General features: G+C 38.8%; 25 protein-coding genes, 2 pseudogenes and 1 riboswitch. Of the genes and pseudogenes, 26 read left to right on the top strand and 1 reads right to left on the bottom strand.

The window, feature by feature from the left end; translation table 11 throughout:
* Positions 1 to 165 precede the first annotated feature (165 nt).
* The 25 genes and pseudogenes from SPD53_RS06735 (at position 166) to SPD53_RS06615 (ending at position 22,182) form a co-directional block, all read left to right on the top strand.
* Entirely contained in the window at positions 166 to 693 is a 528-nt protein-coding gene (locus SPD53_RS06735) for a hypothetical protein (protein ID WP_156856950.1), read from the top strand.
* Between the two features lie 3 nt (positions 694 to 696).
* Complete coding sequence (locus SPD53_RS06730; RefSeq protein ID WP_336252048.1) at positions 697 to 2,229, top strand: IPT/TIG domain-containing protein; 1,533 nt, start codon at positions 697 to 699, stop codon at positions 2,227 to 2,229.
* 170 nt (positions 2,230 to 2,399) lie between these two features.
* Positions 2,400 to 2,583: riboswitch (cobalamin riboswitch) on the top strand.
* Positions 2,584 to 2,775: 192 nt separating this feature from the next.
* Positions 2,776 to 2,964 carry a hypothetical protein gene (locus SPD53_RS06725; protein WP_188856884.1) on the top strand — a complete coding sequence of 63 codons (189 nt, stop codon included), beginning with the start codon at positions 2,776 to 2,778 and terminating at the stop codon, positions 2,962 to 2,964.
* Positions 2,965 to 3,145: 181 nt separating this feature from the next.
* A complete protein-coding gene (locus tag SPD53_RS06720; RefSeq protein ID WP_188856883.1) occupies positions 3,146 to 4,276 on the top strand; it encodes a 1-propanol dehydrogenase PduQ in 1,131 nt (376 codons plus the stop codon).
* A gap of 712 nt (positions 4,277 to 4,988) precedes the next feature.
* Positions 4,989 to 5,561 (top strand): ANTAR domain-containing response regulator, encoded by a 573-nt coding sequence (locus tag SPD53_RS06715; protein WP_188856882.1) that lies wholly within the window; start codon positions 4,989 to 4,991, stop codon positions 5,559 to 5,561.
* Positions 5,554 to 6,918: a histidine kinase N-terminal domain-containing protein gene (locus SPD53_RS06710; RefSeq protein ID WP_336252047.1), complete on the top strand. Its 1,365-nt coding sequence runs from the start codon at positions 5,554 to 5,556 to the stop codon at positions 6,916 to 6,918. Before SPD53_RS06715 ends, SPD53_RS06710 begins: the two co-directional genes overlap by 8 nt.
* Positions 6,919 to 7,053: 135 nt before the next feature.
* Positions 7,054 to 8,481 carry an ethanolamine ammonia-lyase reactivating factor EutA gene (eutA, locus tag SPD53_RS06705; protein ID WP_188856880.1) on the top strand — a complete coding sequence of 476 codons (1,428 nt, stop codon included), beginning with the start codon at positions 7,054 to 7,056 and terminating at the stop codon, positions 8,479 to 8,481.
* A 44-nt stretch (positions 8,482 to 8,525) separates the two neighbouring features.
* Complete coding sequence (locus SPD53_RS06700) at positions 8,526 to 9,893, top strand: ethanolamine ammonia-lyase subunit EutB (RefSeq protein ID WP_188856879.1); 1,368 nt, start codon at positions 8,526 to 8,528, stop codon at positions 9,891 to 9,893.
* A 12-nt stretch (positions 9,894 to 9,905) separates the two neighbouring features.
* The gene (eutC, locus tag SPD53_RS06695) at positions 9,906 to 10,805 is read left to right on the top strand and encodes an ethanolamine ammonia-lyase subunit EutC (protein ID WP_336252046.1); all 900 of its coding nucleotides are present in this window, start codon (positions 9,906 to 9,908) and stop codon (positions 10,803 to 10,805) included.
* Positions 10,806 to 10,848: 43 nt separating this feature from the next.
* Entirely contained in the window at positions 10,849 to 11,502 is a 654-nt protein-coding gene (eutL, locus tag SPD53_RS06690) for an ethanolamine utilization microcompartment protein EutL (protein ID WP_336252068.1), read from the top strand.
* Positions 11,503 to 11,511: 9 nt separating this feature from the next.
* Positions 11,512 to 12,093, top strand: coding sequence for a BMC domain-containing protein (locus SPD53_RS06685; protein WP_336252045.1), 582 nt, complete (start codon positions 11,512 to 11,514; stop codon positions 12,091 to 12,093).
* A 65-nt stretch (positions 12,094 to 12,158) separates the two neighbouring features.
* Positions 12,159 to 12,443, top strand: a complete 285-nt coding sequence (locus SPD53_RS06680; protein WP_188856875.1) for a BMC domain-containing protein — start codon at positions 12,159 to 12,161, stop codon at positions 12,441 to 12,443.
* A gap of 268 nt (positions 12,444 to 12,711) precedes the next feature.
* Entirely contained in the window at positions 12,712 to 13,500 is a 789-nt protein-coding gene (locus tag SPD53_RS06675; RefSeq protein ID WP_188856874.1) for a cobalamin adenosyltransferase, read from the top strand.
* 26 nt (positions 13,501 to 13,526) lie between these two features.
* Positions 13,527 to 14,141 (top strand): annotated as a pseudogene (gene eutD / locus SPD53_RS06670) (ethanolamine utilization phosphate acetyltransferase EutD); the annotation flags it as partial.
* 242 nt (positions 14,142 to 14,383) lie between these two features.
* The gene (locus SPD53_RS06665; RefSeq protein ID WP_336252044.1) at positions 14,384 to 14,650 is read left to right on the top strand and encodes a EutN/CcmL family microcompartment protein; all 267 of its coding nucleotides are present in this window, start codon (positions 14,384 to 14,386) and stop codon (positions 14,648 to 14,650) included.
* A 33-nt stretch (positions 14,651 to 14,683) separates the two neighbouring features.
* Entirely contained in the window at positions 14,684 to 15,787 is a 1,104-nt protein-coding gene (eutH, locus tag SPD53_RS06660) for an ethanolamine utilization protein EutH (protein ID WP_336252043.1), read from the top strand.
* Between the two features lie 85 nt (positions 15,788 to 15,872).
* The gene (locus tag SPD53_RS06655; RefSeq protein WP_336252042.1) at positions 15,873 to 16,214 is read left to right on the top strand and encodes a BMC domain-containing protein; all 342 of its coding nucleotides are present in this window, start codon (positions 15,873 to 15,875) and stop codon (positions 16,212 to 16,214) included.
* 45 nt (positions 16,215 to 16,259) lie between these two features.
* Entirely contained in the window at positions 16,260 to 16,754 is a 495-nt protein-coding gene (locus tag SPD53_RS06650) for a EutP/PduV family microcompartment system protein (RefSeq protein WP_442946180.1), read from the top strand.
* A gap of 45 nt (positions 16,755 to 16,799) precedes the next feature.
* The gene (locus tag SPD53_RS06645; RefSeq protein ID WP_336252040.1) at positions 16,800 to 17,012 is read left to right on the top strand and encodes a hypothetical protein; all 213 of its coding nucleotides are present in this window, start codon (positions 16,800 to 16,802) and stop codon (positions 17,010 to 17,012) included.
* Between the two features lie 42 nt (positions 17,013 to 17,054).
* Positions 17,055 to 18,551, top strand: coding sequence for an aldehyde dehydrogenase family protein (locus SPD53_RS06640; protein ID WP_336252039.1), 1,497 nt, complete (start codon positions 17,055 to 17,057; stop codon positions 18,549 to 18,551).
* Positions 18,552 to 18,571: 20 nt separating this feature from the next.
* Positions 18,572 to 18,856: a BMC domain-containing protein gene (locus SPD53_RS06635; RefSeq protein ID WP_336252038.1), complete on the top strand. Its 285-nt coding sequence runs from the start codon at positions 18,572 to 18,574 to the stop codon at positions 18,854 to 18,856.
* Between the two features lie 127 nt (positions 18,857 to 18,983).
* Positions 18,984 to 19,931, top strand: coding sequence for a malate dehydrogenase (mdh, locus tag SPD53_RS06630; protein ID WP_370459773.1), 948 nt, complete (start codon positions 18,984 to 18,986; stop codon positions 19,929 to 19,931).
* Between the two features lie 57 nt (positions 19,932 to 19,988).
* A complete protein-coding gene (eutJ, locus tag SPD53_RS06625; RefSeq protein WP_336252037.1) occupies positions 19,989 to 20,843 on the top strand; it encodes an ethanolamine utilization protein EutJ in 855 nt (284 codons plus the stop codon).
* Positions 20,827 to 21,228: pseudogene (locus tag SPD53_RS06620) on the top strand (flavoprotein); the annotation flags it as partial. The gene eutJ and the pseudogene SPD53_RS06620, both read left to right, overlap by 17 nt.
* A gap of 372 nt (positions 21,229 to 21,600) precedes the next feature.
* Positions 21,601 to 22,182, top strand: coding sequence for a cob(I)yrinic acid a,c-diamide adenosyltransferase (locus SPD53_RS06615; RefSeq protein ID WP_229782647.1), 582 nt, complete (start codon positions 21,601 to 21,603; stop codon positions 22,180 to 22,182).
* A gap of 217 nt (positions 22,183 to 22,399) precedes the next feature.
* Here SPD53_RS06615 and SPD53_RS06610 read toward each other — a convergent pair whose 3' ends face one another.
* Positions 22,400 to 22,678 carry a hypothetical protein gene (locus tag SPD53_RS06610; RefSeq protein ID WP_188856865.1) on the bottom strand — a complete coding sequence of 93 codons (279 nt, stop codon included), beginning with the start codon at positions 22,676 to 22,678 and terminating at the stop codon, positions 22,400 to 22,402.
* A gap of 165 nt (positions 22,679 to 22,843) precedes the next feature.
* Here SPD53_RS06610 and SPD53_RS06605 point away from each other — a divergent pair, with 165 nt between their 5' ends.
* Positions 22,844 to 23,062 (top strand): hypothetical protein, encoded by a 219-nt coding sequence (locus tag SPD53_RS06605; RefSeq protein WP_188856864.1) that lies wholly within the window; start codon positions 22,844 to 22,846, stop codon positions 23,060 to 23,062.
* The last annotated feature ends 814 nt before the right edge of the window (positions 23,063 to 23,876 follow it).

The raw sequence follows: 23,876 nt of genomic DNA, 5'->3' as shown, positions 1-23,876 counted from the left end.
CTTTTGTTGCAGGTAGAATTGAATTTTTCACTATAATATTCTTGAAAGATATATAGGATAGTAGTGAAATAAGTTTAGAAAACGCTTTTATTTATACTTGTTATTAGGCGATAGGTATTAAGTAGAAAGTCTTTTCATGAAATAAACATCAAAGGGGGACTTCAAATGAAGTTAAACAAAAAGTTTTTATTATTTATGCTTGTTCTACTTATTACAAGCGTATTGTTGGGGGCATGTAGCAATAATTCTGATTCGGAAAACGGTGAATCGGATACCAAGGAGGCAGATGTAACACAAGAAGCTTCAACTGAGGATAGGGTTGTTGCAATCCAAGCAGATACAATTAATTCACATTTAGTAGAAGATGCTGTCTGTGTAGTGAATAGTCGTTTTGAACAAGGATGGCGCATGGTATTTAGAGCAGCGGTAAATGACGCCACTACTGATGAGTTAATTGAGGATGCGGATGTTAAGGTAGTACTAGAAGATGGACAAGAATTTGAAATGGAACTAGGAAATCACGGGGAAGACACACAGCTTTATACAGTTGGATGGACAATTCCTGAAGACTATAATACTGGTACACTTGAATATGAAATAATTGCAACGGTTGATGGAGAAGAATATGCGTATGAACCTTTTGATGTGGAGCCTTCCAAAATGACGATCATTGAAGGAACAACGGAAGAATAGTATATGTCAAAAACTAAAAATCTATTATTTGTATTGCTATTATTCGTTCTCCTAATATTGACCGGTTGCGCATCAGACGACTCACAAGAAAATACAGATAATCAATCAGATGAAGCGACAAATGGTGAAAAGGCAGATAGTGAATCAGCTGAAGAAAGTGACGAACCTGAGGAAAAAGAAATACTTACCGGAAAGTTAACGCTGGATAAATCTGAAGGTAGAATTGGTGATGAGGTTCATCTGTCAGCGCAGGAACTTGAGCCAAAAGAGCCCTTAAAAGTCATGTATGTTGATATGGAAGGAAGCTTTGACATAGATAATAATTACTCTTTCAATGGGGCGCTCTATGAAGAAGTGGAGAGGGAACTAGCTGACGGTATAGCGGATGAAGATGGAAACTGGAGCGGTGTCATTACAATTCCAGAAGGTTTTGGTGATGACCATGATATTATTATTTATCAAAATGACAAGAAAGTTGCTAAAGCAAACTTTTTCGTTGAAACTATATTTAGTATTTCTCCTGAATCTGGCCCAATTGGAACAGAAATTGAAATTATTGGAGAAGGCTTAAGCTGGCAAATGTATGGTAGTGTTTGGCATCTCAATTATGATAATGCCTATACAGGAATGTTTACCGGTGTCTCCACAAACGGCAAGGCAAGAGGTGTTGTACGTGCAGCAGGGGGCATTGGTGACCATATGATCACAATTGAGAGTGGAGCTTCTGGTGCTCCTTATATAAGTCGGGATTCATCCGCGATTAATTACATTCATACACAGAATTTTACTTTTGAAGTGACAGATGATGAGCCAGAAACAGAACTAGTATACGTTGAAGAGCCACCAGAACCAGCACCTGGTGGAATAGAAATGCCCGATGCTGAAAATAAAGAGGGTGTTCAAATTTCCATAGATAAAGAGATGGGAGTAGTTGGCGAACCGGTTGAAATGACTGGTAGTGGATTACCGGAAAATGTTGAAGTTACGTTGGACTGGCATACAATGGTAGGTAACCGGGTAACAGCAGAAGGCTTCAGTTCCGAAGTATCAGAGTTAGGTACCGTGATGACAGATGAAAATGGCGAATTTACATTTCCATTCGAGATTCCGGATGACCTTGGTGGGATTCCTCATTTAATTGACGTAAAAGTCGAGGAGGAAATTCATGGTCAAACGTATCTGCGAATCCTGCCATCTGTAGAATCAATCACACCTTCCGAGGGACCACCAGGAACTGAAATTACTGTTACCATTAAAGGTGCCGGCTGGACGGAGTTTGATAACGCATTAGGCGTAACTTATGATAATGCTTATATCGGATATATTTGTGGATTTAATAGCCAAGGTACAATCACACTTCCTCTTGTGGCATCTGGAGATCCAGGTTATCATGTACTTGATATTTATCCTTCTATTTACCAAGGAAAAGTGCAAATCCCAGATATTTATCGGAAGCCGCAATTGACGTATCGTGATGACCATCCTGGAACAGGGATTCCAGCAATTCGCACATTCTTTAAGGTAACAGAAGAATAGAAAAACTGCTCGCATTGAGCTAAGCGAAGTCAACTTACTGTGATTAGAAAATGACCGTGTGAAGTCCGTGATAGTGCAACAGACTTCACACGGTTTTCAAATATTAAATTACAACTTTTAGAAATAAATATTTGTCATTTTCACATACATGTTGTATAGTTAATATATAAATTAATACGTATTATTTTGGTTCATATATATTATATATATGATTAAAAAGGAATCAGGTGAAAATCCTGAACGGTCCGGCCACTGTAAATGGTATCTTTACTCTATGAAGCCACTGGATTTACTGGGAAGGCAGAGTGAGGTTCAGCCATAAGTCAGGAGACTTGCCAAAATAAAATGCACATGAACCTTCCAGGAAAAGGAGATGCATGACATAACATCCAATAGAGTTAGTATTGGGTGTAGTCTGTGAACTCTTATTCCCACAGAAGATAAGAGTTTTTTTGTGTTTAGAAACTATAAAGTTGACTTGCTGCTATTATAACACCAACTCTCTTATTTGTGCATTGTATTAAAGTTACAATGGTGTAACTTTGGATGGTTAATAGAGCGGCGATGAGGGCGCTCTATTCATCGTATGACTGCTCAATTTGGCAGTTCATTCATCTCGTGAATCAATCGAAATGTTTCGAACCATTTGTATTTGTTGAAGGTTCGATTGTATATGAAAATATTCAATCAACTGAAATGAAAGCTTGGTTAAGGAAGTGTTATAATAACGATTGACACAATTACAAATGAAGTAGTACAATAAATTTACACAACGACGTGTAGGTTTAAAAGGCAAAGAAGCTCTATAGAAGAAATTTCTTCTATAGAGCTTCTTTGCGTCTTTTTTGAAATTTATAGTATTGTCACCTAATGTACACAACCTCATCACAATAACAATGAAAGGTGTGGAATGAAAATGGAGAAAATTCAACTGCATACAGTGATTTATTCTGGAAAAAATGCACTTGACCGGTTGAAAAGTTTTAACGATAAGCGTGTATTTATTGTTGCTGATCCATTCATCATTGAATCAAATATAATTGAGGAAATTAAGAGTCGTTTAAAGGTCGGGCAAAATGAATGGAAAGTCTTTAGTGATATTGTTCCCGATCCTCCGGTTGAAAATGTTGTTGCAGGTGTACAAGAAATTGCTGCCTTTAAACCAGATTTAGTTGTTACGATAGGCGGGGGCTCCGCGATTGATGCGGCAAAAGCGATGAAAGAGTTTGCAAGTAAGATATACAATTATGAAAAATTACCTTTAATAGCAGTTCCGACAACGAGTGGCACAGGGTCAGAGGTCACTTCCTTTTCAATTATTACGGACAGCAGTAAAGGTGTAAAATATCCACTTGTTGCAGATTCTTTATTGCCGGAAGAAGCCATTTTAGATACCGAGCTAGTTCAGTCTGTTCCTAAAACTATCACGGCAGACACGGGAATGGATGCATTAACACATGCTATCGAGGCGTATGTCGCGACCAACGCAAATGAATTTTCGGATGCCCTTGCCGAAAAGGCGATCCGTCTTATTTTCGATTATTTGCCAGAGGCCTATCATGATGGAAATAATGCCATTGCTCGGGAGAAAATGCATCAAGCCTCCACGATGGCTGGAATTGCCTTTAATGCGGCAGGCTTAGGGATCAATCATAGTATTGCACATGCGTGCGGGGCGAAATTCCATATCCCGCACGGACGGTTAAACGCAATTTTGCTGCCGGAGGTTATCCTATATAATGCTGGTCTGGAAGGATATTTAAACACCGATTTAAACCCTGCAGCAGATAAGTATGCCTACCTAGCTCAAATGCTTAGATTACCTGCTACAAACAGTGCTATTGGAACAAGAAGTCTTATCAAATCTATTGAAAAGCTAAGATCTGGTCTAGGTATGCCTGCTGATTTTAAAGGGTACGATATTGAATACACTGAAGCTGTTAAAGTGGACATTGCGCGATCAGCTTTGCAAGATAGTTGTACTAATACGAACCCAATTCAACCAAAAAATGAAGATATAGTAGCTATTTTAGCTAATTTACGATAAGTTCAGTCGTTGTACCTGAACTTTTGGATAAAGTGAAACTTCATTCAGTTGGGGTTTCCTTACCTCCTCCACTGAATGTTACAGAATCAGGGATTTACGGACTGTATATCCTCCCACCTTCACACGCTGGGCTCCCCTCCTGTATAGAGATGGGGGTATTACAGGTTAATGCGTGACAAAGTCATTCAAAACCGTGGCGTTAATTACGTAACGTTTCGCTTGCAAGTAAACGCTTTTACTTATATAATCATTAGTAAGCACAAAGACGTGCATAAATTGATAAAAAATGCGTTTATTAAAGCAAAGGAGCTTTGAAAGGGTTATGACTTTTTCAAGGCTCCTTTATGTCTTTTTTCAGAGGTTGTTCAAAAAGTTTGGTGAAAAGGACAATTCGTGATTAAGGTGGTTCTACTAAAACGGTCCACGTCTTGTGGACAACGTAGAACTCACCACATCCGATGGAAGCTCGTTGGCTCGTCTTTGCTCTCCTTATGTACCTACTAACGTACATTCTAGTGCGGGGAGCTTTCGCCGCCTCGAAATTCGACGTACAGGACGTTGCGCGCTTAGCCGACCTCGGTCTTTTTCATCCTCTTTTTTGAATACGCTCTTAAAGAAAAGAGAATTTCTGTGTAAATAGAGACGTCTTAGAAATTTATCGTTTTAGAAATGGACGATAAATAGAAAAGAAATTCTAAGGAGAATCTAAGTTATGGCTAAAAAAATTGTGATAGTCGATGATGAGCCTGTTACAAAAATGGATATAAAAGAATTATTGGAAGAGGCCGGCTACGATGTAGTAGGCCAGGCATCAAACGGATTCGAAGCAATTAATGAATGCAAGACACATAAACCAGACTTGGTGATCATGGATATAAAAATGCCGATGCTTGATGGATTAAAAGCTAGCAAAAAAATAATGCATGATCATATTGCCGGCGGGATATTATTACTAACTGCTTTTTATGACAAGGAATTTGTCGAACAAGCAAAAGAAGTTGGTGCCCTTGGTTATTTGGTGAAACCGCTTGATGAGAAATCATTTATTCCAACAGTCGAAATGTGTATATCCAGAGCGAAGGACATTCAGTCTCTGAATCAACAAGTGGAAGAAGTTTCTAAAAAACTTGAAGATCGTAAATTTATCGATAAGGCCAAGGGTCTCTTAATGAAAGAGAAAAATCTTGACGAGCAAGATGCGTATAAGCTATTACGTAAAATGAGTATGGATGGGCGGACCACAATTGGTGAAATTGCTAGGACCATCGTGATTGTCTATGAGTGATAAATCAAAAATGATTGATCTGTGCAAGATGTATACAGATCTCAATGAAGAAGAGATAGATATTATTTACAATAAGGCCCATGCATTAGATGAGCTAGCTGAGTTGTTTGATTGTGACATTTTTATTGATGTTCCTTTTAAAGGGAGCATGGCGTCTCTTGTCGTATATCACGTTTTACCTGTTTCGAATCAATCGTTATATAAAAAGTCACCTGTCGGTCAACTCGCTCTGAAAATGAATGAGCCTGGTGTATGGAGAGTCTCCAGGCATGGCGGGAGTCTCAAAGGGTATAAAGCATTTACTCAAGGAAATGAACTAGTTCGCCAAAGTATTTATGCGATTAATCATGGTGACCGTGTGCTTGGTACCTATATATTAGAAAAATCATTTAACGAGGACGAGCATCCAAAACAAGAAGATTTAAAAGACTATATGACAATGACAGCACGAGTGAATAATTATATCGAAGACGCAATCTATTTTTTCGATTCATCTGGTAAGCTGATCTTTCAAAATAGTATAGCGGACGCTTTTTCAAATAATAAATCAGAAGATCTTTATTATAATGATTTATTTGGAAAACAACTCCCCTATCGTGATTTGATCTTAAGAGAAGAGAAAAAAATTTTAAAAGAAATTCAACTTGATGGCAAATATTATCGGTTGAAACGAATATTACTAGACGATGATAAACTTGATTTCGCAATCATACTTAGGGATATTACACAACTGAAGGACAAAGAAGCAGAAATCATTTCAAAAACAGAGGCTGTACGTGAAACCCATCACCGAATTAAAAACAATTTGCAAACGATGGCTTCGCTCTTGAGAATGGAAAAGAGAAGGACCCATAATAAAGAGGTCAAACGTGTGCTGACGAATAACATTAATCAGGTTATGTCCATCGCAGCAACACATGATATTCTAGCAAGGCATCTTGGAGATGAGGTCGATTTAAGTCTTGTTTTGAAATTTATCATCAATAATTTACGTCGAAGTTATTCCGTACTGGATCACATCGAATTATCCATTGATGCGGAAAGTTCTCCTGTTGTGTTAAGTGATGTCGCAACCTCAGTATCTCTCATAGTCAATGAACTTGTGCAAAATTGTTATGATCATGCGTTTCCCAATCATAAAAAGGGTCTGATTCATGTATCATTGAAAGAAGATCGTGATGACATCGTTGTCTCCGTTATTGATAATGGAATAGGCTTCAAAATCGATAAAATTAACAATAATTGCTTGGGATTGATGATTGTTAAAAATTATGTAAAAGATAAATTAATGGGAACGATAAAATTTAATAAGAGAAATAAAGGAATGGAGATAACATTCCGATTCAAATCGAGCTAATACAATGGTGTATGAGCTTATCCGAAAGCAAAGAAGCTTAAGGTATAAAGTAGACTGCGATTTTTGTAGTCCTTTTTGTACTTTAAGCTTTTTTGCTTTCTATAAGTCAATTATGAAGGAAGTGGAGGTGAAAATTTGGTGGAAAAAATATTAAGTGTAGGAATTGATATAGGAACATCGACAACACAATTAATATTTTCCAATTTAACCATTGAAAATGTTGCATCGGCTTTTAATGTTCCGAGAATCATGATTGTTGATAAAAAAGTAATTTATAAAAGTGAAATTATCAATACACCACTTATTGAAAGTGAAAAAGTTGATCAAGATGCTATTCAAAAGTTTGTTGAAACAGAATATCAAAAAGCTGCAGTTAATAAAGAAAGTATTAATACAGGTGCAGTGATTATTACTGGTGAAACGGCAAGAAAAGATAATGCCGAAGAGGTTCTCCGAGCTTTAAGTGGATTTGCTGGAGATTTTGTTGTTGCTACAGCCGGACCTGATTTAGAAAGTATTATCGCTGCTAAAGGTGCCGGAATACACACGTATTCAAAAGAACACTCCATTAAAATAGTCAACCTGGATATCGGTGGCGGAACAAGTAATCTGGCAGTAATGCATCGAGGTGAAGTCATTGATACAGGTTGTTTGGATATTGGTGGCCGATTAATAAAAATTAATCAACGTACAAAAAAAATCGAATATATCTCTAAAAAAATCCAAGATTTAATTAACACAAGTGGCCTGGACATTAAAGTTGGGCAAATGGCAACAAAGGAACTATTACAACCCATCGTTGACAAAATGGTGCAGCTATTGGAAGAAAGTGTAGGGATTAAGCCTCCATCCAATCAACTTGAAAAAATAATTACGAATAAAAACATTAAAGCGATCGACCAGTTAACCCATATTTCATTTACGGGAGGTGTTGCCGAAGCAATCTATAACCAAACGGATGGCGATGTATTTAAATATGGTGATATTGGACAAATGCTTGGTGCAGCGATTGCTGAGTCAGAACTAGTAAAATCATTCAACCTTGTCGAACCATCTGAGCTCATTCGTGCCACTGTAGTTGGTGCTGGTTCACATACAACAGAAATAAGCGGAAGTACGATTACGTATTCAGGCGATGTTTTTCCTGTTAAAAATGTACCAGTCCTTAAGCTGCAAGACGAATTGCTACATAATCCGGATGAGTATGCAGCATCGATTCAGGAAAAGCTGGAATGGTTCGAAGTGCGGAAAAATAATCAAGAAGTAGCCCTTTCATTTTCTGGAGATGGTATCGTTAGTTTCCCTAAAATCGTCAAGGCTGCAGAAGGCATTACGGAAGGGATGAAACCATACACCCAACTGGGATTACCTTTAATCGTCATTGTTGAAAATGATATAGCCAAAGCACTTGGACAAACATTATTATCAATACTTGGCAAGGACCAATCGCTCATTTGTATTGATAGCGTATCGGTAAGTGATGGGGATTATATCGATATTGGTCATCCTATCGCTGATGGAAATGTGCTGCCAGTCGTAATCAAAACGCTTGTTTTTAATTAACGATGAAATAAAAAAATTTCCTGAAATTTGGAGGGAGGATCACTATGATTTTAAAAACAGTATTATTTGGACGAACTTACCAATTTAAAACAATCAATGATGTTATGGCAAAAGCAAATGAAGAAAAATCTGGAGATGTTATGGCTGGCATAGCAGCGGAATCAGCTGAAGAACGAGTGGCTGCTAAGGTTGTTCTAGCCAACTTAACGTTGGAGGATCTCAGAAATCATCCTGCCGTTCCATATGAAGATGACGAAGTGACACGTATTATTCAAGATGATGTAAATGAAAAAATCTACGACTCCATTAAAAATTGGACGGTACAAGAGTTGAGGGAAAAGATTTTAGCTACTGAGACAACAGGGAACGACATTAAGCGGCTATCCCGTGGCCTAACGTCTGAAATGGTTGCTGCGGTTGCAAAACTTATGTCTAATCTTGATTTGATTAAAGGTGCAAAGAAAATAAATGTCACCGCTCATTGTAATACTACCATCGGTCTTCCTGGAACACTATCATCTCGATTACAGCCAAACCATCCAACTGACGATGAAGATGGTATTGTCGCTTCCTTATTAGAGGGGCTTTCCTATGGTTCCGGTGACGCTGTATTAGGTTTAAACCCGGTTGACGATACAGTAGAAAGCGTTGTACGGATGTTCCATAAGCTTGACGAAGTGAAAAATAAATATAATATTCCAACCCAAATAAGCGTACTAGCGCACGTAACAACACAAATGGAAGCTATCCGTCGCGGTGCCCCCGCAGATTTAATTTTCCAATCTATTGCAGGTTCGGAAAAAGGAAATATAGCTTTCGGAATTACGGCTGACCTTATTAGTGAAGCTCAAGATCTTGTATTACGTGAGGGAACATCGGCAGGACCGAATGTAATGTACTTTGAAACAGGACAAGGTGCAGAATTATCTTCCAATGCGCACCATGGAGTTGACCAGCTTACTCTAGAAGCACGTTGTTATGGATTTGCAAAAAGGTATAATCCGTTTCTTGTTAATACGGTTGTAGGATTTATCGGACCTGAGTATTTATATGATTCGAAACAAGTCATTCGTGCAGGGCTGGAAGATCACTTTATGGGTAAACTCTCAGGTATATCGATGGGTGTTGACGTCTGTTATACGAACCATATGAAAGCCGATCAGGATGATATGGAAATACTTTCAACACTTCTAGCGCAAGCCGGGGTTAATTTCTTAATTACAGTTCCACACGGTGATGACGTGATGTTGAATTACCAATCACTTGGTTATCATGATATACAAACTTTACGTGAGTTACTAAATTTAAATCCGATAAAAGAGTATAATGAATGGCTGATTCAAATGGGAATACGTGATGACGCGGGTAGGCTTACGAAAAAAGCCGGCGATGCTTCGCTATTTTTAGCATAAGGAGGAAAACAAATGGTTAATGATCAAGAGCTGAAATCACTCATTAAAACTATTTTAAATGAGATGGTTGAAGGAAATAGTTCGAATGAGAACGGCCAACAGAATGCAGAAAAAAGTACCCATTCGTCAAATTCTGGAAATAACGCCGACGCAGTTTTGCCGGATATTTCCGAAGTGGAAATTAAAAAGGAATTGCTCGTTCCAGAGCCTAATAATGAAGAAGGATATTACGAGTTGAAAGCTAAATCGCCAGCAAGATTAGGAGTATGGCATACTGGCGTTCGTTATTTAACAACGACTTCATTAAGATTTAAAGCAGACCATGCTGCCGCGCAAGATGCAGTGTTTTCCTATGTCGATGAGGAATTTGTTGATAAGAATCAACTTTTTCCAACGCAAACAGTTGTTGTAGATAAAGATGAATATGTAACTCGACCAGATTTGGGTAGACAATTTTCTGATGAAGAAAAAGAAAAAATCAAACAACATTGCGGCCATCCCGAAGTGCAGATCGTTGTTGGTGACGGTCTAAGCTCTGCAGCCGTTGAAGCTAATCTGGAAGATATACTGCCAGCGATTAAACAAGGCTTGAACATGCATGGTGTTGAAGTAGGGAATGATTTATTTGTGAAACATTGCCGAGTTCCAGCTATGGATGTGATTGGTGAATTAACGGACGCAGAAGTTGTATGTCTGCTTGTAGGAGAAAGACCTGGTCTTGTTACAGCTGAATCAATGAGCGCTTATATCGCTTATAAGCCGACTGTGAATATGCCTGAAGCTAAACGGACGGTGATTTCAAACATCCATCAGGGGGGAACTCCACCAGTTGAAGCTGGAGCACATATTGCTGATTTAATCAAAAGGATGATCGATCATAAAGCTTCCGGTCTTGATTTAAATAAAGTGTGAAGTGAGTATGTTTAATAAACCAATGGGAAACGGAGGAATTGGAATGAAACATAGTCCGATCTATGCTCAAGTGTTGGGCGTAAAGTTAATTTCAAATGTCAGTCAAGATCTGGCTAAGGAATTTAAGCTTCAGTCAAACCAAAGAAGTTTAGGGATTATCACTGGTGATATTGATGATGTTGTATATACCGCCTTAGATGAAGCGACTAAAAAAGCTGCAGTTGACGTTGTTTATGCAGAGTCTATGTATGCTGGCGCAGACAACGCAACATCGAAACTCACCGGAGAAGTTATCGGTGTTTTAGCAGGTAATAATCCAGAGGAAGTAAAAAGCGGGTTGGATGCAGCGATACGTTATATTGAAAATGATGCTTTCTTTATGAGTGCAAATGATGATGACTCTATCACTTATTTTGCTCATCTCGTCTCACGGAGCGGGACATTTCTATCGAATGAAGCGAATATTCGTACTGGGGAGGCCCTTGCATATCTTATTGCACCGCCGTTAGAGGCAGTATATGCGCTGGATTTAGCACTCAAGGCAGCAGATGTAAGAGTAGCCACCTTCTATGGCCCACCTTCCGAAACCAACTTTGGGGGAGCGTTGCTGACAGGAAGTCAATCAGCTTGTCAGGCCGCCTGTGACGCTTTTGCGGATGCTGTGCAACAAGTTGCCAACGATCCCTTAGGATATTAGGTGAATCATATGGATGCATTAGGATTAATTGAAACGAAAGGGTTCGTAGGTGCCATTGTTGCAGCTGACACTGCATTGAAAGCTGCGAATGTATCACTTCTCGATGCAGAAGTCATTAAAGGCGGTTATGTTACGGTGCAACTTTCTGGAGATGTAGCGGCAGTCAAGGCGGCTGTTGATGCAGGCAGTGAAGTAGTGGAATCCGTTGGTACATTAATTTCAGCTCACGTCATACCTAGAATGCATACGGAGACAAATCGGTTAGTTAAGAGAACCGATAATGAATCCGCTGATCAAGCGACTGAAGACAAGGAAATTAACGAAAAACAGTCGGAACAGTCAAAAGACCAACCCGCCCAGGTGGCAGTTGATCCTGAAAAAAAGGAAGCGGAAATTATTAAGGTGAAGAGCCCCAAAAGCTCCGAAAAACCTGTTGTCCACGAGAAAGAAAAGTTGGAAAAGATGACTGTGAATCAGCTTCGTACGCTGGCCCGAAAGACAAATGTCATGAAGGATCAACCTGAAAAAATTAAAACATCCAAAAAGGCTGAGCTTATCCATCATTTATTAACGGCGAATGATAAACATTGAAGGCATTAGTTTTTATAAAAATAATCAGGATATAAAATATAAACGAATTCAAGGAGGAAATTAAAATGGCAAACACAAACGCATTAGGAATGGTAGAGACAAAAGGATTAGTAGGTTCAATTGAGGCGGCAGATGCTATGGTTAAAGCGGCAAACGTTACATTAATTGGTAAAGAATCAATTGGTGCAGGATTAGTCACCGTTCTTGTTACTGGTGACGTAGGTGCAGTTAAGGCGGCGACCGACGCAGGAGCAGCTGCAGCAGATCGTGTGGGTGAACTTATTTCCGTTCACGTCATCCCACGTCCACATGGTGAGATGAGTGCTATCCTACCACAGGCAGAAAAGTGAAATTAAACAGATGATGAGGGAATATGTCAGGTTTTAGATAAGATGAGGAATGGGCTTCATCCTTATCTTATTTCAGACATTGGATCTGCCCGTGATATAGTGAAACTTCATTCAGTGGGGAATTCCTTCCCCCCCCACTGAATGTTAGTTGAACAGAATCAGGTATTTACGGACTGTATATCCCCCACCTTAACATTTTGGTTTTCCCTCTTGTTTAGATATGGGGGTATTACAGACCGTTAATGCGTGATAAAAAGGAAGTGAAGCGATGGCTGTGTTAACGGAGAGTTCATTACGAAGTCAACAATACAGAGATAAGTTACAAGAATCGGTACTGAAACTTCCCAAAGGAACTATATTAACACCCTCAGCGAAAAGTTTTTTACAGGAGAAAAAAGTAACTGTCGAATTTGTTGAACTTTCGTCTGAAGAACCGAACGAAGAGGAAACATCGGTGAATGATGAAAGCAGTGTATCTGATTTGTACAATCATGATTCTTTTAAATATCGATTAATGCATGGTGGTTTTATCGATGAAAAGCCCGAATATATGACTTCTCTTCATTCAGATTTACTTGTGTTTAAAGATCATCTACGTATTGTTTTGCGTGGTAAGCTGGACTCTTTGGAGGCAAAAATGATTGAAGGGCAAATGAAACTCGTTAAATATCCGGCACTGATTGATGATTTATCAGAACTGATTGGCTTTGTACGTCAAATACTCCGCTCTGAGGTCATGGAAGAGGAACTTGGAAAGATTCACCTGCTTAATATGAATGAACATGATATCAGGGAAATGTCCCATCAGCCGGAAAAGTATTTTGGAGAGGGATATTTTACTCCCGATTATCGTATGGGTGAGGGAATAGTTGTTTTAAATAGTATACGTACCTTCGTAAGGGAAACGGAGCTTTCAGCTTATCAAGCTTTTAAAAAAGAAGATGGCAGCACAGAACGAGACGATATCATTTTAGCCCTAAATCGACTGTCTTCTGTTTGCTTGATCATGATGTTTAAATATAAAACTGGTGATTACAATAAAGTGAAAGAGGGGTGATACACTTGGATCAAATTATTGTAGACATGGTAAAAAATGCAGTTAAAAATGCGATGACGGAAGAGGCTTTTGTTGAAGTTGAGGCATCGGGTAGGCATATCCACCTGAGCCGGGAAGCCATTGATGCTTTATTTGGAAAGGACTATCAGCTTACAAAGGCGAAAGAACTGTCCCAACCAGGTCAGTTTGCATGTAAAGAAAGAATAACCATCGAAGGTCCAAAAGGCAGGATGGAAAATGTTGTTATTCTAGGTCCTGAACGAAAGGCAACACAAGTCGAAGTATCATCAACGGATGCCGTATCTCTAGGTATCAAGGCACCTGTAAGAGAAAGCGGTGATATTGATGGGACGCCAGGTATCAAGTTAATCAATAATGACCGTGAATTAACGATAGATAAAGGATTAATTGTTGCTAAAAGACATATTCATGTATCTCCTGACGATGCGGAAAGACTACATGTAGAAAATAAAGAAATCGTTCAAGTGAAAATATTTGGTGATCGATCACTCATTTTTGATGAAGTAGTGATTCGAGTTAGTCCAAAATATCGAACTTATATGCATATTGACTTTGACGAGGCGAATGCTTGTGGCTTTAAAAAAGGAACACTAGCAAAAATTATAAAAAAGTCACCAGCTGTACAGGCACCCGAAAATAAGAGCCAGATACGGTCATTTAATCCAACGAATGAAGTGAAACATGAGACTGCGGAATTTACCGAAATTAATAATAAAGTAATTACGGAAAATGAACTGCAAAGAGTATTTTTACAAAATGTTAAAAATATCCGGATTCCAGCTTCAAGTATTATAACTCCACTTGCTACCGACTATATTCGCAGACATAATCTGAATATCCAAAGACATAGGGAGAATGGATGATGATTATTGGTCATGTGATTGGTTCCGTATGGGCGACCCGGAAAGATGAGAGGTTGAATGGACTAAAATTATTAGTCGTTAAACCCAAGTATTCTGAAGGGGTGGATTCATCATTTGTAGCTGCAGATTTGGCGAGTGCTGGAGTTGGAGATGACGTGCTTGTTACGAAAGGTAGTAGTGCTCGAACCGCTTTTGGTAAAGAAAGAATTCCGATTGATTCAGTCATTGTCGGTGTTATTGACTCGATTGATATAACAGATGAATAATGTTTACTATTCCCTTAATGAGGAGGACGAGCTGTGGGAATAAATGAAATAGTTATCTATATTATGGTCATATTTATGATCATTGGTGCTCTAGATAAAATATTTAATAATAAATTCGGGTTAGGAGATAAATTTGAGGAAGGAATCATGGCTATGGGTTCCTTGGCTCTTGCGATGGTCGGGATTATTGTTATAGCTCCCATTATTTCCAAAGTACTAAACCCGATTGTTGTTCCAATCTATACAGCACTTGGCGCGGACCCAGCGATGTTTGCTGGTAGCTTGCTTGCAATTGATATGGGTGGATTACAACTTGCGCAAGAGATGGCGATTGATCAAGATGTTGCCATGTTTTCAGGCATTATATTGGCGTCCATGATGGGGGCAACGGTTGTATTCTCTATTCCAGTAGCACTAGGTATTATAAAAAAAGAAGATCATAGCTATCTTGCAACAGGAATGCTTGCTGGGTTTATTGCGATTCCAATCGGAGCTATTGTCGGTGGGCTTGTGTCCGGCTATTCTATCGTAATGATTATGAAAAACCTTATTCCAATTTTCCTATTAGCCGCTTTGATTATTATTGGATTGTGGAAAATACCTGATAAAATCATTAAAGCTTTTACAATCTTCGGCTATGGGGTCGTTGTCGTCGCAACGTTAGGTCTAGCCATAGGTATTGTCGATGTACTTACCGGATTAACGATTCTTCCTGGGATTACTCCTTTAGAAGAAGGGATTCAAATAGTTGGTAGCATCGCGATTGTTTTAGCAGGAGCCTTCGTAATGGTTGAAGTGATTACCCGGGTTTTCAAAAAACCTTTAATGAAAGTAGGAAAACTGTTAGGAATGAACGATGTATCTGCAGCTGGTTTGGTAGCGACACTAGCTAATAACATTGCTATGTTTAACTTGATGAAAGATATGGATAATCGGGGAAAAATCATTAATGTCGCCTTTTCTGTACCTGCAGCGTTTGTACTTGGTGATCATTTAGGATTCGCAGCTGGTGTTGCTCGTGAAATGATATTTCCAATGGTTGTCGGAAAACTTGTTGGTGGAATCGCCGCCGTTATTATCGCTATCATCATTGCAAACATGATTTTAGGTAAAGGCGATAAAAAAGAAGCGAAATAACCCGGCTCCAGTTGCATACATCATACTATTTCAAGTAATGGAAAAAGAAAAGATAAGAGAGTAATCAGAAAGTAAGGTGTAGAGCATGGAGGAAGAAAAAAAGCGGTTTATACAAGAATTTGTTCCAGGAAAACAGATTACACTGAGTCACTTAATTGCTAATCCTGATGAAGATATGTTTGATAAACTTGGTATCCAGCAAGCAGGGGCCTTAGGTATACTGACGCTGACTCCAAGTGAATCGGTAATTATTGCCGGAGACCGTGCGACAAAAGCCGCGAATGTTGAAATTGGCTTTTTAGATCGATTTACCGGCAGTTTGGTCCTTGTTGGCAGCGTATCTGAAGTTGAAACTGCTTTAAATGAGATCAACCAGTTTTTAAAAGAAATTTTGTCATTCACCCCAACGAAAATAACGAAATCATGATTTGGATGGAATGGGGGAATTAATTTGCGAACGAATAACCGTGTAATGATCCTTGGAGGTATCGATGCTGGAAAAACGACATTAGCAGATGCTTTGTTGAAAAGGGAACGAAAAGACAAAAAGGTTAAAACCCAATCGCTCATTTATGATGATTGGATTGTCGATACACCGGGAGAGTATATTGAGAACCCATTACATTATCGAAACATCATGGCAACATCGATGGAGATGACCCATGTTATCTTTTTACAAGATGCTACGAATGACAAAACCATATTTGCACCGGGTTTTAGTTCTGGAATCAATAAATTACCGATAGGCGTCGTGTCGAAAGCTGACCATGCTGAAGCTGACATTGAGCGATCCATTCAGATATTGAAAAAAGCGATGGTGCGGGGACCGATCGTTATCACTTCCGCTTATACAGGGGAAGGGCTTCAATTGATCTATGATTTAGTCCAGTTGAATACAATGAAGGCTATGGAAGATTACGCCAGACAGAGCAATTCCTGGAACATCATTTTTCATGGTGAAGGATAATCCATATTTTTAACAAATTAAATTTAAGAAGCTGGAGGTGGTGGTATGGACAGGGATTTTGTAGAAAAGGTAACAAAAATAGTGATCGAGGTAGTAAAAGACCTAAACGATAATAAGACATCATTGAACCACTCGGCAGTTAAAATATGGAAACATGAAAGTCCTTTGCCTGATCCAATTGTGCAATCTAGTGTGGATACTGCTCAGCCAGAAGATACGCAAAAAATGATCCAAATAACACCATATGTTAAAGAGTAACACAGACAACTGTAAGATTTAATGGAAAGGGGTAAGACACTTATGGATAAAGATTTAACATCAATTCAGGAAATGAGAAATGCAGTAAAAAAAGCAAAAGATGCCCAAAAGGAATTTATGACTTTTTCCAAAGAGCGAATAGATTCCATTGTTAAAGCAGTTGCTGACGCTGCTTATACCCATTCAAAAGAACTCGCGGAGATGGCTGTTTTTGAAACTGGAATGGGTGTAGTCGAACACAAAATAATGAAAAATGAAGTCGGATCAAGAGATGTTTATGAATCCATAAAAGATGAAAAAACAGTTGGTGTCATCAGGGAGGACACAGTTAATCGTGTGACGGAAATTGCCTATCCCTTCGGTGTGGTAGCTGCCATTATTCCGACGACTAATCCAACTTCAACCGCTATGTTTAAAACAATAATTTCCCTTAAAACGGGAAATGCTATCGTTGTAAGTCCCCATCCTCGTGCAAAAAAATGTACGGTGGAGACATTAAAAATTTGTAATGAAGCTGCGATGAAAGCTGGTGCTCCTGATGGTTTAATCGGCTGGATAACAGAGCCTACGATGGAAGCAACAGATGGGTTAATGCATCACCGGGATGTAGATTTGATTTTATCCACTGGTGGAGGTAGCTTGGTGAAAGCAGCTTATAGTTCAGGGAAACCGGCTTATGGTGTAGGTCCTGGTAACGTCCCGGTTTATATCGAACGGACAGCGAATGTAGAAAAGTCGGTAAAACAAATTGTTGACAGTAAAACGTTTGATTACGGAACGATTTGTGCAACAGAACAAGCCATTGTCGTCGATGAATCAATTAAAGAAAAGGCAATTGAAGAATTTAAGAGAAACGGTTCTTATTTCCTTAATGCTGGAGAAAAAGAAAAATTAGAGCAAATTGTTTGGCTTGGTAATCGGGTGAATCCAGCTGTTGTAGGTGTATCTGCTCTAAAAATTGCTGATATGGCAGGCATCCGTGTGCCAGCGGATACAAGATTACTTATTGCTGAAGAAACCGTAGTTGGAAAAGAGGCACCCCTTTCCGTTGAAATACTAGGTCCAATCTTCCCGTTGTATACAGCAGAAAGCCAAGAAAAGGCAAAAGAAATATCCCTCGCATTGCTCAACTTAGGTGGAAGAGGTCATAGTTTTGCGCTTCATACGAATGATGATCAAGTTGTTCAATCGTTTGGAGAAGAAATGCCTGTTTCCCGCTTTATGGTTAATACGCTATCCTCCATTGGAGCAGTTGGAGCAACGACTGGTTTAACCCCTTCCCTAACGTTAGGATGTGGAGGTTATGGTGGTAATATCAGTTCTGATAATATCACTGCCCGCCACTTAATTAATATTAAACGGGTGGCCCACGGCATTAAAGAGGTTGAAGTACCTCGCCCAGGAAAAGGAAAACATTCATCTGAGGCGAACTTTAGTAATGTGGAAAGTCGGGTAAAAGAATCAATTGGTGATGAACCAATTAACCCTGAGAAAATTGAAGAGTTAGTAAGACAAATCTTAAGGGAATATCAAAATTAATAAATAAGGAGGAATTTTAAATGGCTAGAGTTGATGGTGCATTAGGAATGGTTGAAACGAAAGGTTTGGTAGGTGCAATTGAAGCAGCGGATGCGATGGTAAAAGCTGCTAATGTTAATATTATTGGAAAAGAACAGATTGGTGCTGGATTAGTCACTGTTTTAGTATCAGGTGATGTTGGTGCAGTTAAGGCTGCAACGGATGCAGGAAGTGAAGCTGCTAACCGTGTTGGTGAATTAGTGTCTGTACATGTTATCCCGCGTCCACACAATGAATTAGATGCAATCCTTCCGAAAACGGAGTAAGCTTGAATTAGTAGGAAATAGGGACAGCGCGTGAAGTCAGTAGCTGTCCCTATTGTAATTAAAGATGGAACAAGTGAGTGGAGTCATAATATTTTACTCATATGTACAAAAATGAAGGAGGAAGAAAATGTCTATGTTTAAAAGAAGAAAGTTTGCTGTTATTGGAGCTGGTTTTACCGGAACGACGACTGCTTTTTTATTAGCACAAAAGGAAATGGGAGATGTCGTTTTAGTTGATATTCCGGAACAGCAGAATCCGACAAAAGGAAAAGCGCTCGATATGCTGGAAGCGGGACCAGTGGAACCGTTTAACGGAAAGGTTACCGGTACATCCAATTATGAAGATATAAAAGATGCTGATATGGTCATTATAACAGCTGGAATTGCGAGAAAACCCGGGATGAGTCGCGACGATCTCGTTAACATCAATGCGAAGATTATGGTTGATGTATCAAAAGAAATTGTCCGTTATGCACCTGACAGTTATATTCTTGTCTTGAGTAATCCGGTCGATGCAATGACTTATACTTGCTTTAAAACAACAGGATTTCCGAAGAATCGCGTTATCGGTCAATCTGGTGTTCTTGACACAGCACGTTTTTCCACCTTCGTAGCGGAAGCACTTAATATAGCGGTTGAAGATGTTACCGGGTTTGTCCTAGGCGGCCATGGAGACAGCATGGTTCCATTAATTCGCTATTCTAATGTAGGAGGCATTCCACTCGATCATTTACTACCCCAAGAAAAAATCGATGCGATTGTGGAACGTACTCGAAAAGGTGGGGGAGAAATTGTCAACTTGCTCGGAAATGGAAGTGCTTATTATGCACCCGCTGCTTCATTAGTACAAATGGCCGAAACTATTGTGAAGGATAAAAAGCGAATATTGCCATCCATTGCTTATTTAGAAGGAGAATATGGTTATAAAGACATTTACCTCGGTGTTCCGACAATTCTTGGAGGAAACGGAATTGAGAGCGTTATTGAATTACCGTTAACAGCTGATGAACAGAAGCAGCTGAACCAGTCAGCTGAAGACGTGAAGAAAGTGATTGAAATATTACCAGTTGATTAAGTTTATTAATTAATAGCCCAATATATCTCTTGAGGTAGGAATGGAAGGTTGGTACGTTTGTCAGTATCTATTAGGGAAATTAATCACTATGTTAACACCTTTGCTAAAGTTATCAACAAAGAGAAGGTCCCGGTCTATTCTGGCAATGTTAAAGTTGGCGTAGATTTGGGGACCGCCAATATTGCAATTTCCGTTATTACCGAAGAAAATAAGCCTTTAGCCGGAGCATTATATCCAGCCTCTGTTGTTAAAGATGGAATTGTTGTTGATTTTTTGCAAGCTGTGGATATTGTAGAGAAAATGAAACGGGATATGGAAGAATTATTAGGGTTTCCTCTAACGAAAGCTTCGACGGCAATCCCGCCACGGGTAGACAAAGGGAGTCGAAAAGTGATAACGAACGTACTTGAATCAGCACTATTTGAAGTGACGGACGTCCTAGAAGAAACGAATGCGGCAGCCGTTGTTTTAAGGATAACTGATGGTGCTGTCGTTGATGTAGGTGGCGGAACAACAGGGATTAGTATATTAAAAAATAATAAAGTGATTTACTCAGCGGATGAACCGACAGGCGGAACACATATGAGTCTAGTCTTAGCTGGTGCTAAAAAAATACCATTTGAGGAAGCGGAAAAGATGAAAAAAGATAAGACTAAGGAAAAGGAGGTTTTCCCTATTATCAAGCCAGTCGTTGAAAAGATGGCTGCCATTATTAAAAGGCATTTACAAGGGTTTGATGATGTGGAAACGATTTATGTCGTTGGCGGAGCAAGTTGCTTTAGTGAATTTACAAAAGTTTTCCAGAAGTATATTGGAATTGAGATCGTAAAGCCGGAGCATCCGTTACTTATCACACCACTAGGAATCGCGCTTAAAGGTGGTTTAAATAAGGGGGATGAACGTGGAAGCTAACCATACAGTCAGCCATGTTGATAAAGAGAAGAAGACAGCTCTTATAGTATTTACGGGCGGAGCTGTAGGCTTTAAAGAATCAATCGTTCAATTAAAAAAAATGCATCAGGCTAATTGGAAGCTAAAGGTAGCATTGTCTATAAGTGCAGAATATATTTATTCAATCGATGATTTAAAAAAAGAATTAGATATAGAAGAGATCTATCTCGAAAGTGAAAATATGGGATTGAGTCCGTTATATGAAGGCGTTCCAATTATTATTATGCCCACGTTGACCGCTAATACAGTGGCAAAGATAGCGAATGGAATCACGGATAATATGACGACTAATCTCATCTCCCATGCCCTAATGTACAATATTCCTGTAGTTGCCGCGAGGGAAGCTAGTGATTTATCCTTGCAGGATCAAGCAGGAATAGCATCCACTGCCTATAAAGAGCTATCTGCAGCGCATTTAGCGACCATTGAAAGATTCGGAATTCAGCTTGTTAAAGCAACCGAATTATATCAAGCTGTCGAGGAAAATGTGGTACGAGCCCATTCAAAAGATTCAATTGCGCAAAATGTTTTTTCAAAAAACTTATTGAGCCGTGCAGATATACTGAAATATAAAGGAATGGTTGGGGAGTTGAAAGTTGCGAGAAATACTATCGTTACCCCATTAGCACAAGAAGCAGCAAAAGATTTAGGCATAAATATTGTAAGAATTGATCAGCAAACACGAAATCAATCGACTGACGAAACAAAAGACTTTGAAATGAAGATTTATACGCGGACAGGTGATAAAGGAAAGACATCATTAATTGGTGGACGTGTATTTAAGGATGATATCCGTGTCGAAGCCTATGGAACGATTGATGAATTAAATGGATTTGTAGGCAAGGCGATAACCGAACTTAGCAAAGATCAGTTCTCGGATATTATAGATGACTTAGAGAAAATTCAGCACGAACTTTTTGATTGTGGCGGTGACATCGCTAGTGTCGTTAAAGAAAGAAAGAATAAATTAACAGAGGAAACGGTTAATTATTTGGAAGAAAAGATTGACAAGTATTCAGAAGAAACCCCGGAAATAGAACGGTTTATATTACCGGGCGGCTCGAAGGCTTCCGCAACAATTCATATTGCAAGAACTGTAGCGAGACGAGCGGAACGACTGATTGTAGCATTAATGAAAGAGGAAAATGCTCCCCCACCTACAGTGTTACAATATTTAAATCGATTATCGGATTACTTTTTTGTGGCAGCAAGGCTTGTTAACTTTAGGTTGAATATTCCCGATGTGGAATATATTCGGAGTGCAAAGGTATTTCATTTGACCCCAGACTCGAATAAATAAACCAGTTGCCGGAAGTATCGCTTAAGGCAATGAAAAATCTTGCGCTATTCTTGATTGCATGAAAATGCACCTTGCAAATTGGTATTTTTGGTTGTTCAGGCACTTCCACTTTACCATATTTCGCTAAAGGTGCATCTTTATTATTTGGCAGATAAGAAAGTATAAATCCATTCTTACTGCCAAGTTTTTTAATAAAGGACTTAATGGTAGAATGAGATTACAAGTCTATATTCATATCTTTCGCTAGAGCAGCCTGCAATTTTACTCCGCAAGCACTGCTACAAACCGCAAACATACCATCTGTACCTGCCTTCTTCGCCTCCGAATCAGCTGTCGTTACAACCATTGAAACATTTCTATCAAGTGATTGTAGATAGACTGGAATGATTTCTCCTTCATGCTCTGAAAAATCCATCCCTTTTGTAAACTTAATATTAACGGCAGATAATGGTTGATCAGCAGAAATTTTCTTCATGCACCAACCGCAAGTAAACATGTTATCCCTCCAAACTGAATGAAGTATTTAATTTATTACATCACAACTTCAATTTTGCCCGTACTTAGAAATTTCTTTGTAAGTTGGGGCTGTGTTAGAAAACTCTTTATCATATATTAAAGGGGATTACAGCATGCAGCAACAATAAGGATAGGGTGAATACAAATGTCTCTATTGGAAGCTTATAAAAAATATAGAAATAATAGAAGTGCAGTTTCTGAATATATGGAACAATTTGAAGCAGAAAATAATATTGAGAAAGAGCTATTATCTGCAATGGTAAAATCCGATACAGCACTTTATCATGTGATGGAGCGCAATCCGGAAAAGGGGACCGTTCTTTTAAAGGACGTTACAAGGAATCCTATGATATTATTACATTAGTGGATATAGAGTTCAGTAAGTCTATACCGCTAAATGTTCTTATATTCACGCGGCTCATAGAGTTAAATGGATTTTGTATGTCTTCGGGTCTCGTCTTTGTTTTTAAAGAAGAGCATCTACAATTTTTACTGAAAAGAAGTAAAAAATGATGAAGAAGGTAAATAGCGGGGATGAATCGATCGACCGGTTTATTGCTTATTTTTACCTTAATCGTTCAGATGGCCAAGACATTTATTTTAAACATATCGATTAATATTTTACGTTTAGTATTAGTTAACTACTTTCTGGAAACGAACTCCACTTTTAAATTTCTTAAAGAAAGGTTTCTTAATCGATAGGATATTATATCATTTAGTTATGCCCTGTTCTAGTTAATTTCAAACCGTCAAATACCAATTAATGGAGTATGATCGGTTTTTTTGACTTAAACTATGAGCTTTCTTCTCGGAAATAAGTCGTGGGATAGCAGGGAAAAATCAATTATAATCATTCTTACCCTTGTAACCGAACCTGGAAAATGAGTAAATAAAGGTGTCGGACCGACAGACTCTTTCGGGAAGGAGGCTGATAATATTGATTACAGTTAGTGAGGTGGTTTCCGCTTAGCGGGAATCACCAGCATGGGACCGCCTGAGCGCGGTCCTTAATTATTTAAAGTGAATTTTGGGAAAATTAACACCTTTCCATCGTCTAGAAAATCAATTATAATCAAAGGTAAGTAATTAAAAGAAACAGGTCATAAATTTAAAAAGAAAGGAGTAGGATGAAAATGGACTATTTAACAAAGAGCGGTTATTTAGATTTCTACGTTTTC

It is taken from the genome of Oceanobacillus sp. MO10714A, from assembly GCF_037072045.1.
In the GTDB taxonomy this organism is placed as follows: Bacteria; Bacillota; Bacilli; order Bacillales; family Amphibacillaceae; genus Oceanobacillus; species Oceanobacillus indicireducens.
This window is presented reverse-complemented; position numbering and strand designations above follow the sequence as displayed.

Bases quoted from the DNA above. Each gene is read 5' to 3' on its own strand.
- SPD53_RS06735 (WP_156856950.1), top strand. From the start codon at position 166: ATGAAGTTAAACAAAAAGTTTTTATTATTTATGCTTGTTCTACTTATT.
- SPD53_RS06730 (WP_336252048.1), top strand. From the start codon at position 697: ATGTCAAAAACTAAAAATCTATTATTTGTATTGCTATTATTCGTTCTC.
- SPD53_RS06725 (WP_188856884.1), top strand. From the start codon at position 2,776: ATGGTTAATAGAGCGGCGATGAGGGCGCTCTATTCATCGTATGACTGC.
- SPD53_RS06720 (WP_188856883.1), top strand. From the start codon at position 3,146: ATGGAGAAAATTCAACTGCATACAGTGATTTATTCTGGAAAAAATGCA.
- SPD53_RS06715 (WP_188856882.1), top strand. From the start codon at position 4,989: ATGGCTAAAAAAATTGTGATAGTCGATGATGAGCCTGTTACAAAAATG.
- SPD53_RS06710 (WP_336252047.1), top strand. From the start codon at position 5,554: ATGAGTGATAAATCAAAAATGATTGATCTGTGCAAGATGTATACAGAT.
- SPD53_RS06700 (WP_188856879.1), top strand. From the start codon at position 8,526: ATGATTTTAAAAACAGTATTATTTGGACGAACTTACCAATTTAAAACA.
- eutC (WP_336252046.1), top strand. From the start codon at position 9,906: ATGGTTAATGATCAAGAGCTGAAATCACTCATTAAAACTATTTTAAAT.
- eutL (WP_336252068.1), top strand. From the start codon at position 10,849: ATGAAACATAGTCCGATCTATGCTCAAGTGTTGGGCGTAAAGTTAATT.
- SPD53_RS06685 (WP_336252045.1), top strand. From the start codon at position 11,512: ATGGATGCATTAGGATTAATTGAAACGAAAGGGTTCGTAGGTGCCATT.
- SPD53_RS06680 (WP_188856875.1), top strand. From the start codon at position 12,159: ATGGCAAACACAAACGCATTAGGAATGGTAGAGACAAAAGGATTAGTA.
- SPD53_RS06675 (WP_188856874.1), top strand. From the start codon at position 12,712: ATGGCTGTGTTAACGGAGAGTTCATTACGAAGTCAACAATACAGAGAT.
- SPD53_RS06665 (WP_336252044.1), top strand. From the start codon at position 14,384: ATGATTATTGGTCATGTGATTGGTTCCGTATGGGCGACCCGGAAAGAT.
- SPD53_RS06655 (WP_336252042.1), top strand. From the start codon at position 15,873: ATGGAGGAAGAAAAAAAGCGGTTTATACAAGAATTTGTTCCAGGAAAA.
- SPD53_RS06650 (WP_442946180.1), top strand. From the start codon at position 16,260: ATGATCCTTGGAGGTATCGATGCTGGAAAAACGACATTAGCAGATGCT.
- SPD53_RS06645 (WP_336252040.1), top strand. From the start codon at position 16,800: ATGGACAGGGATTTTGTAGAAAAGGTAACAAAAATAGTGATCGAGGTA.
- SPD53_RS06640 (WP_336252039.1), top strand. From the start codon at position 17,055: ATGGATAAAGATTTAACATCAATTCAGGAAATGAGAAATGCAGTAAAA.
- SPD53_RS06635 (WP_336252038.1), top strand. From the start codon at position 18,572: ATGGCTAGAGTTGATGGTGCATTAGGAATGGTTGAAACGAAAGGTTTG.
- mdh (WP_370459773.1), top strand. From the start codon at position 18,984: ATGTCTATGTTTAAAAGAAGAAAGTTTGCTGTTATTGGAGCTGGTTTT.
- SPD53_RS06615 (WP_229782647.1), top strand. From the start codon at position 21,601: ATGAAGATTTATACGCGGACAGGTGATAAAGGAAAGACATCATTAATT.
- SPD53_RS06610 (WP_188856865.1), bottom strand. From the start codon at position 22,678: ATGTTTACTTGCGGTTGGTGCATGAAGAAAATTTCTGCTGATCAACCA.
- SPD53_RS06605 (WP_188856864.1), top strand. From the start codon at position 22,844: ATGTCTCTATTGGAAGCTTATAAAAAATATAGAAATAATAGAAGTGCA.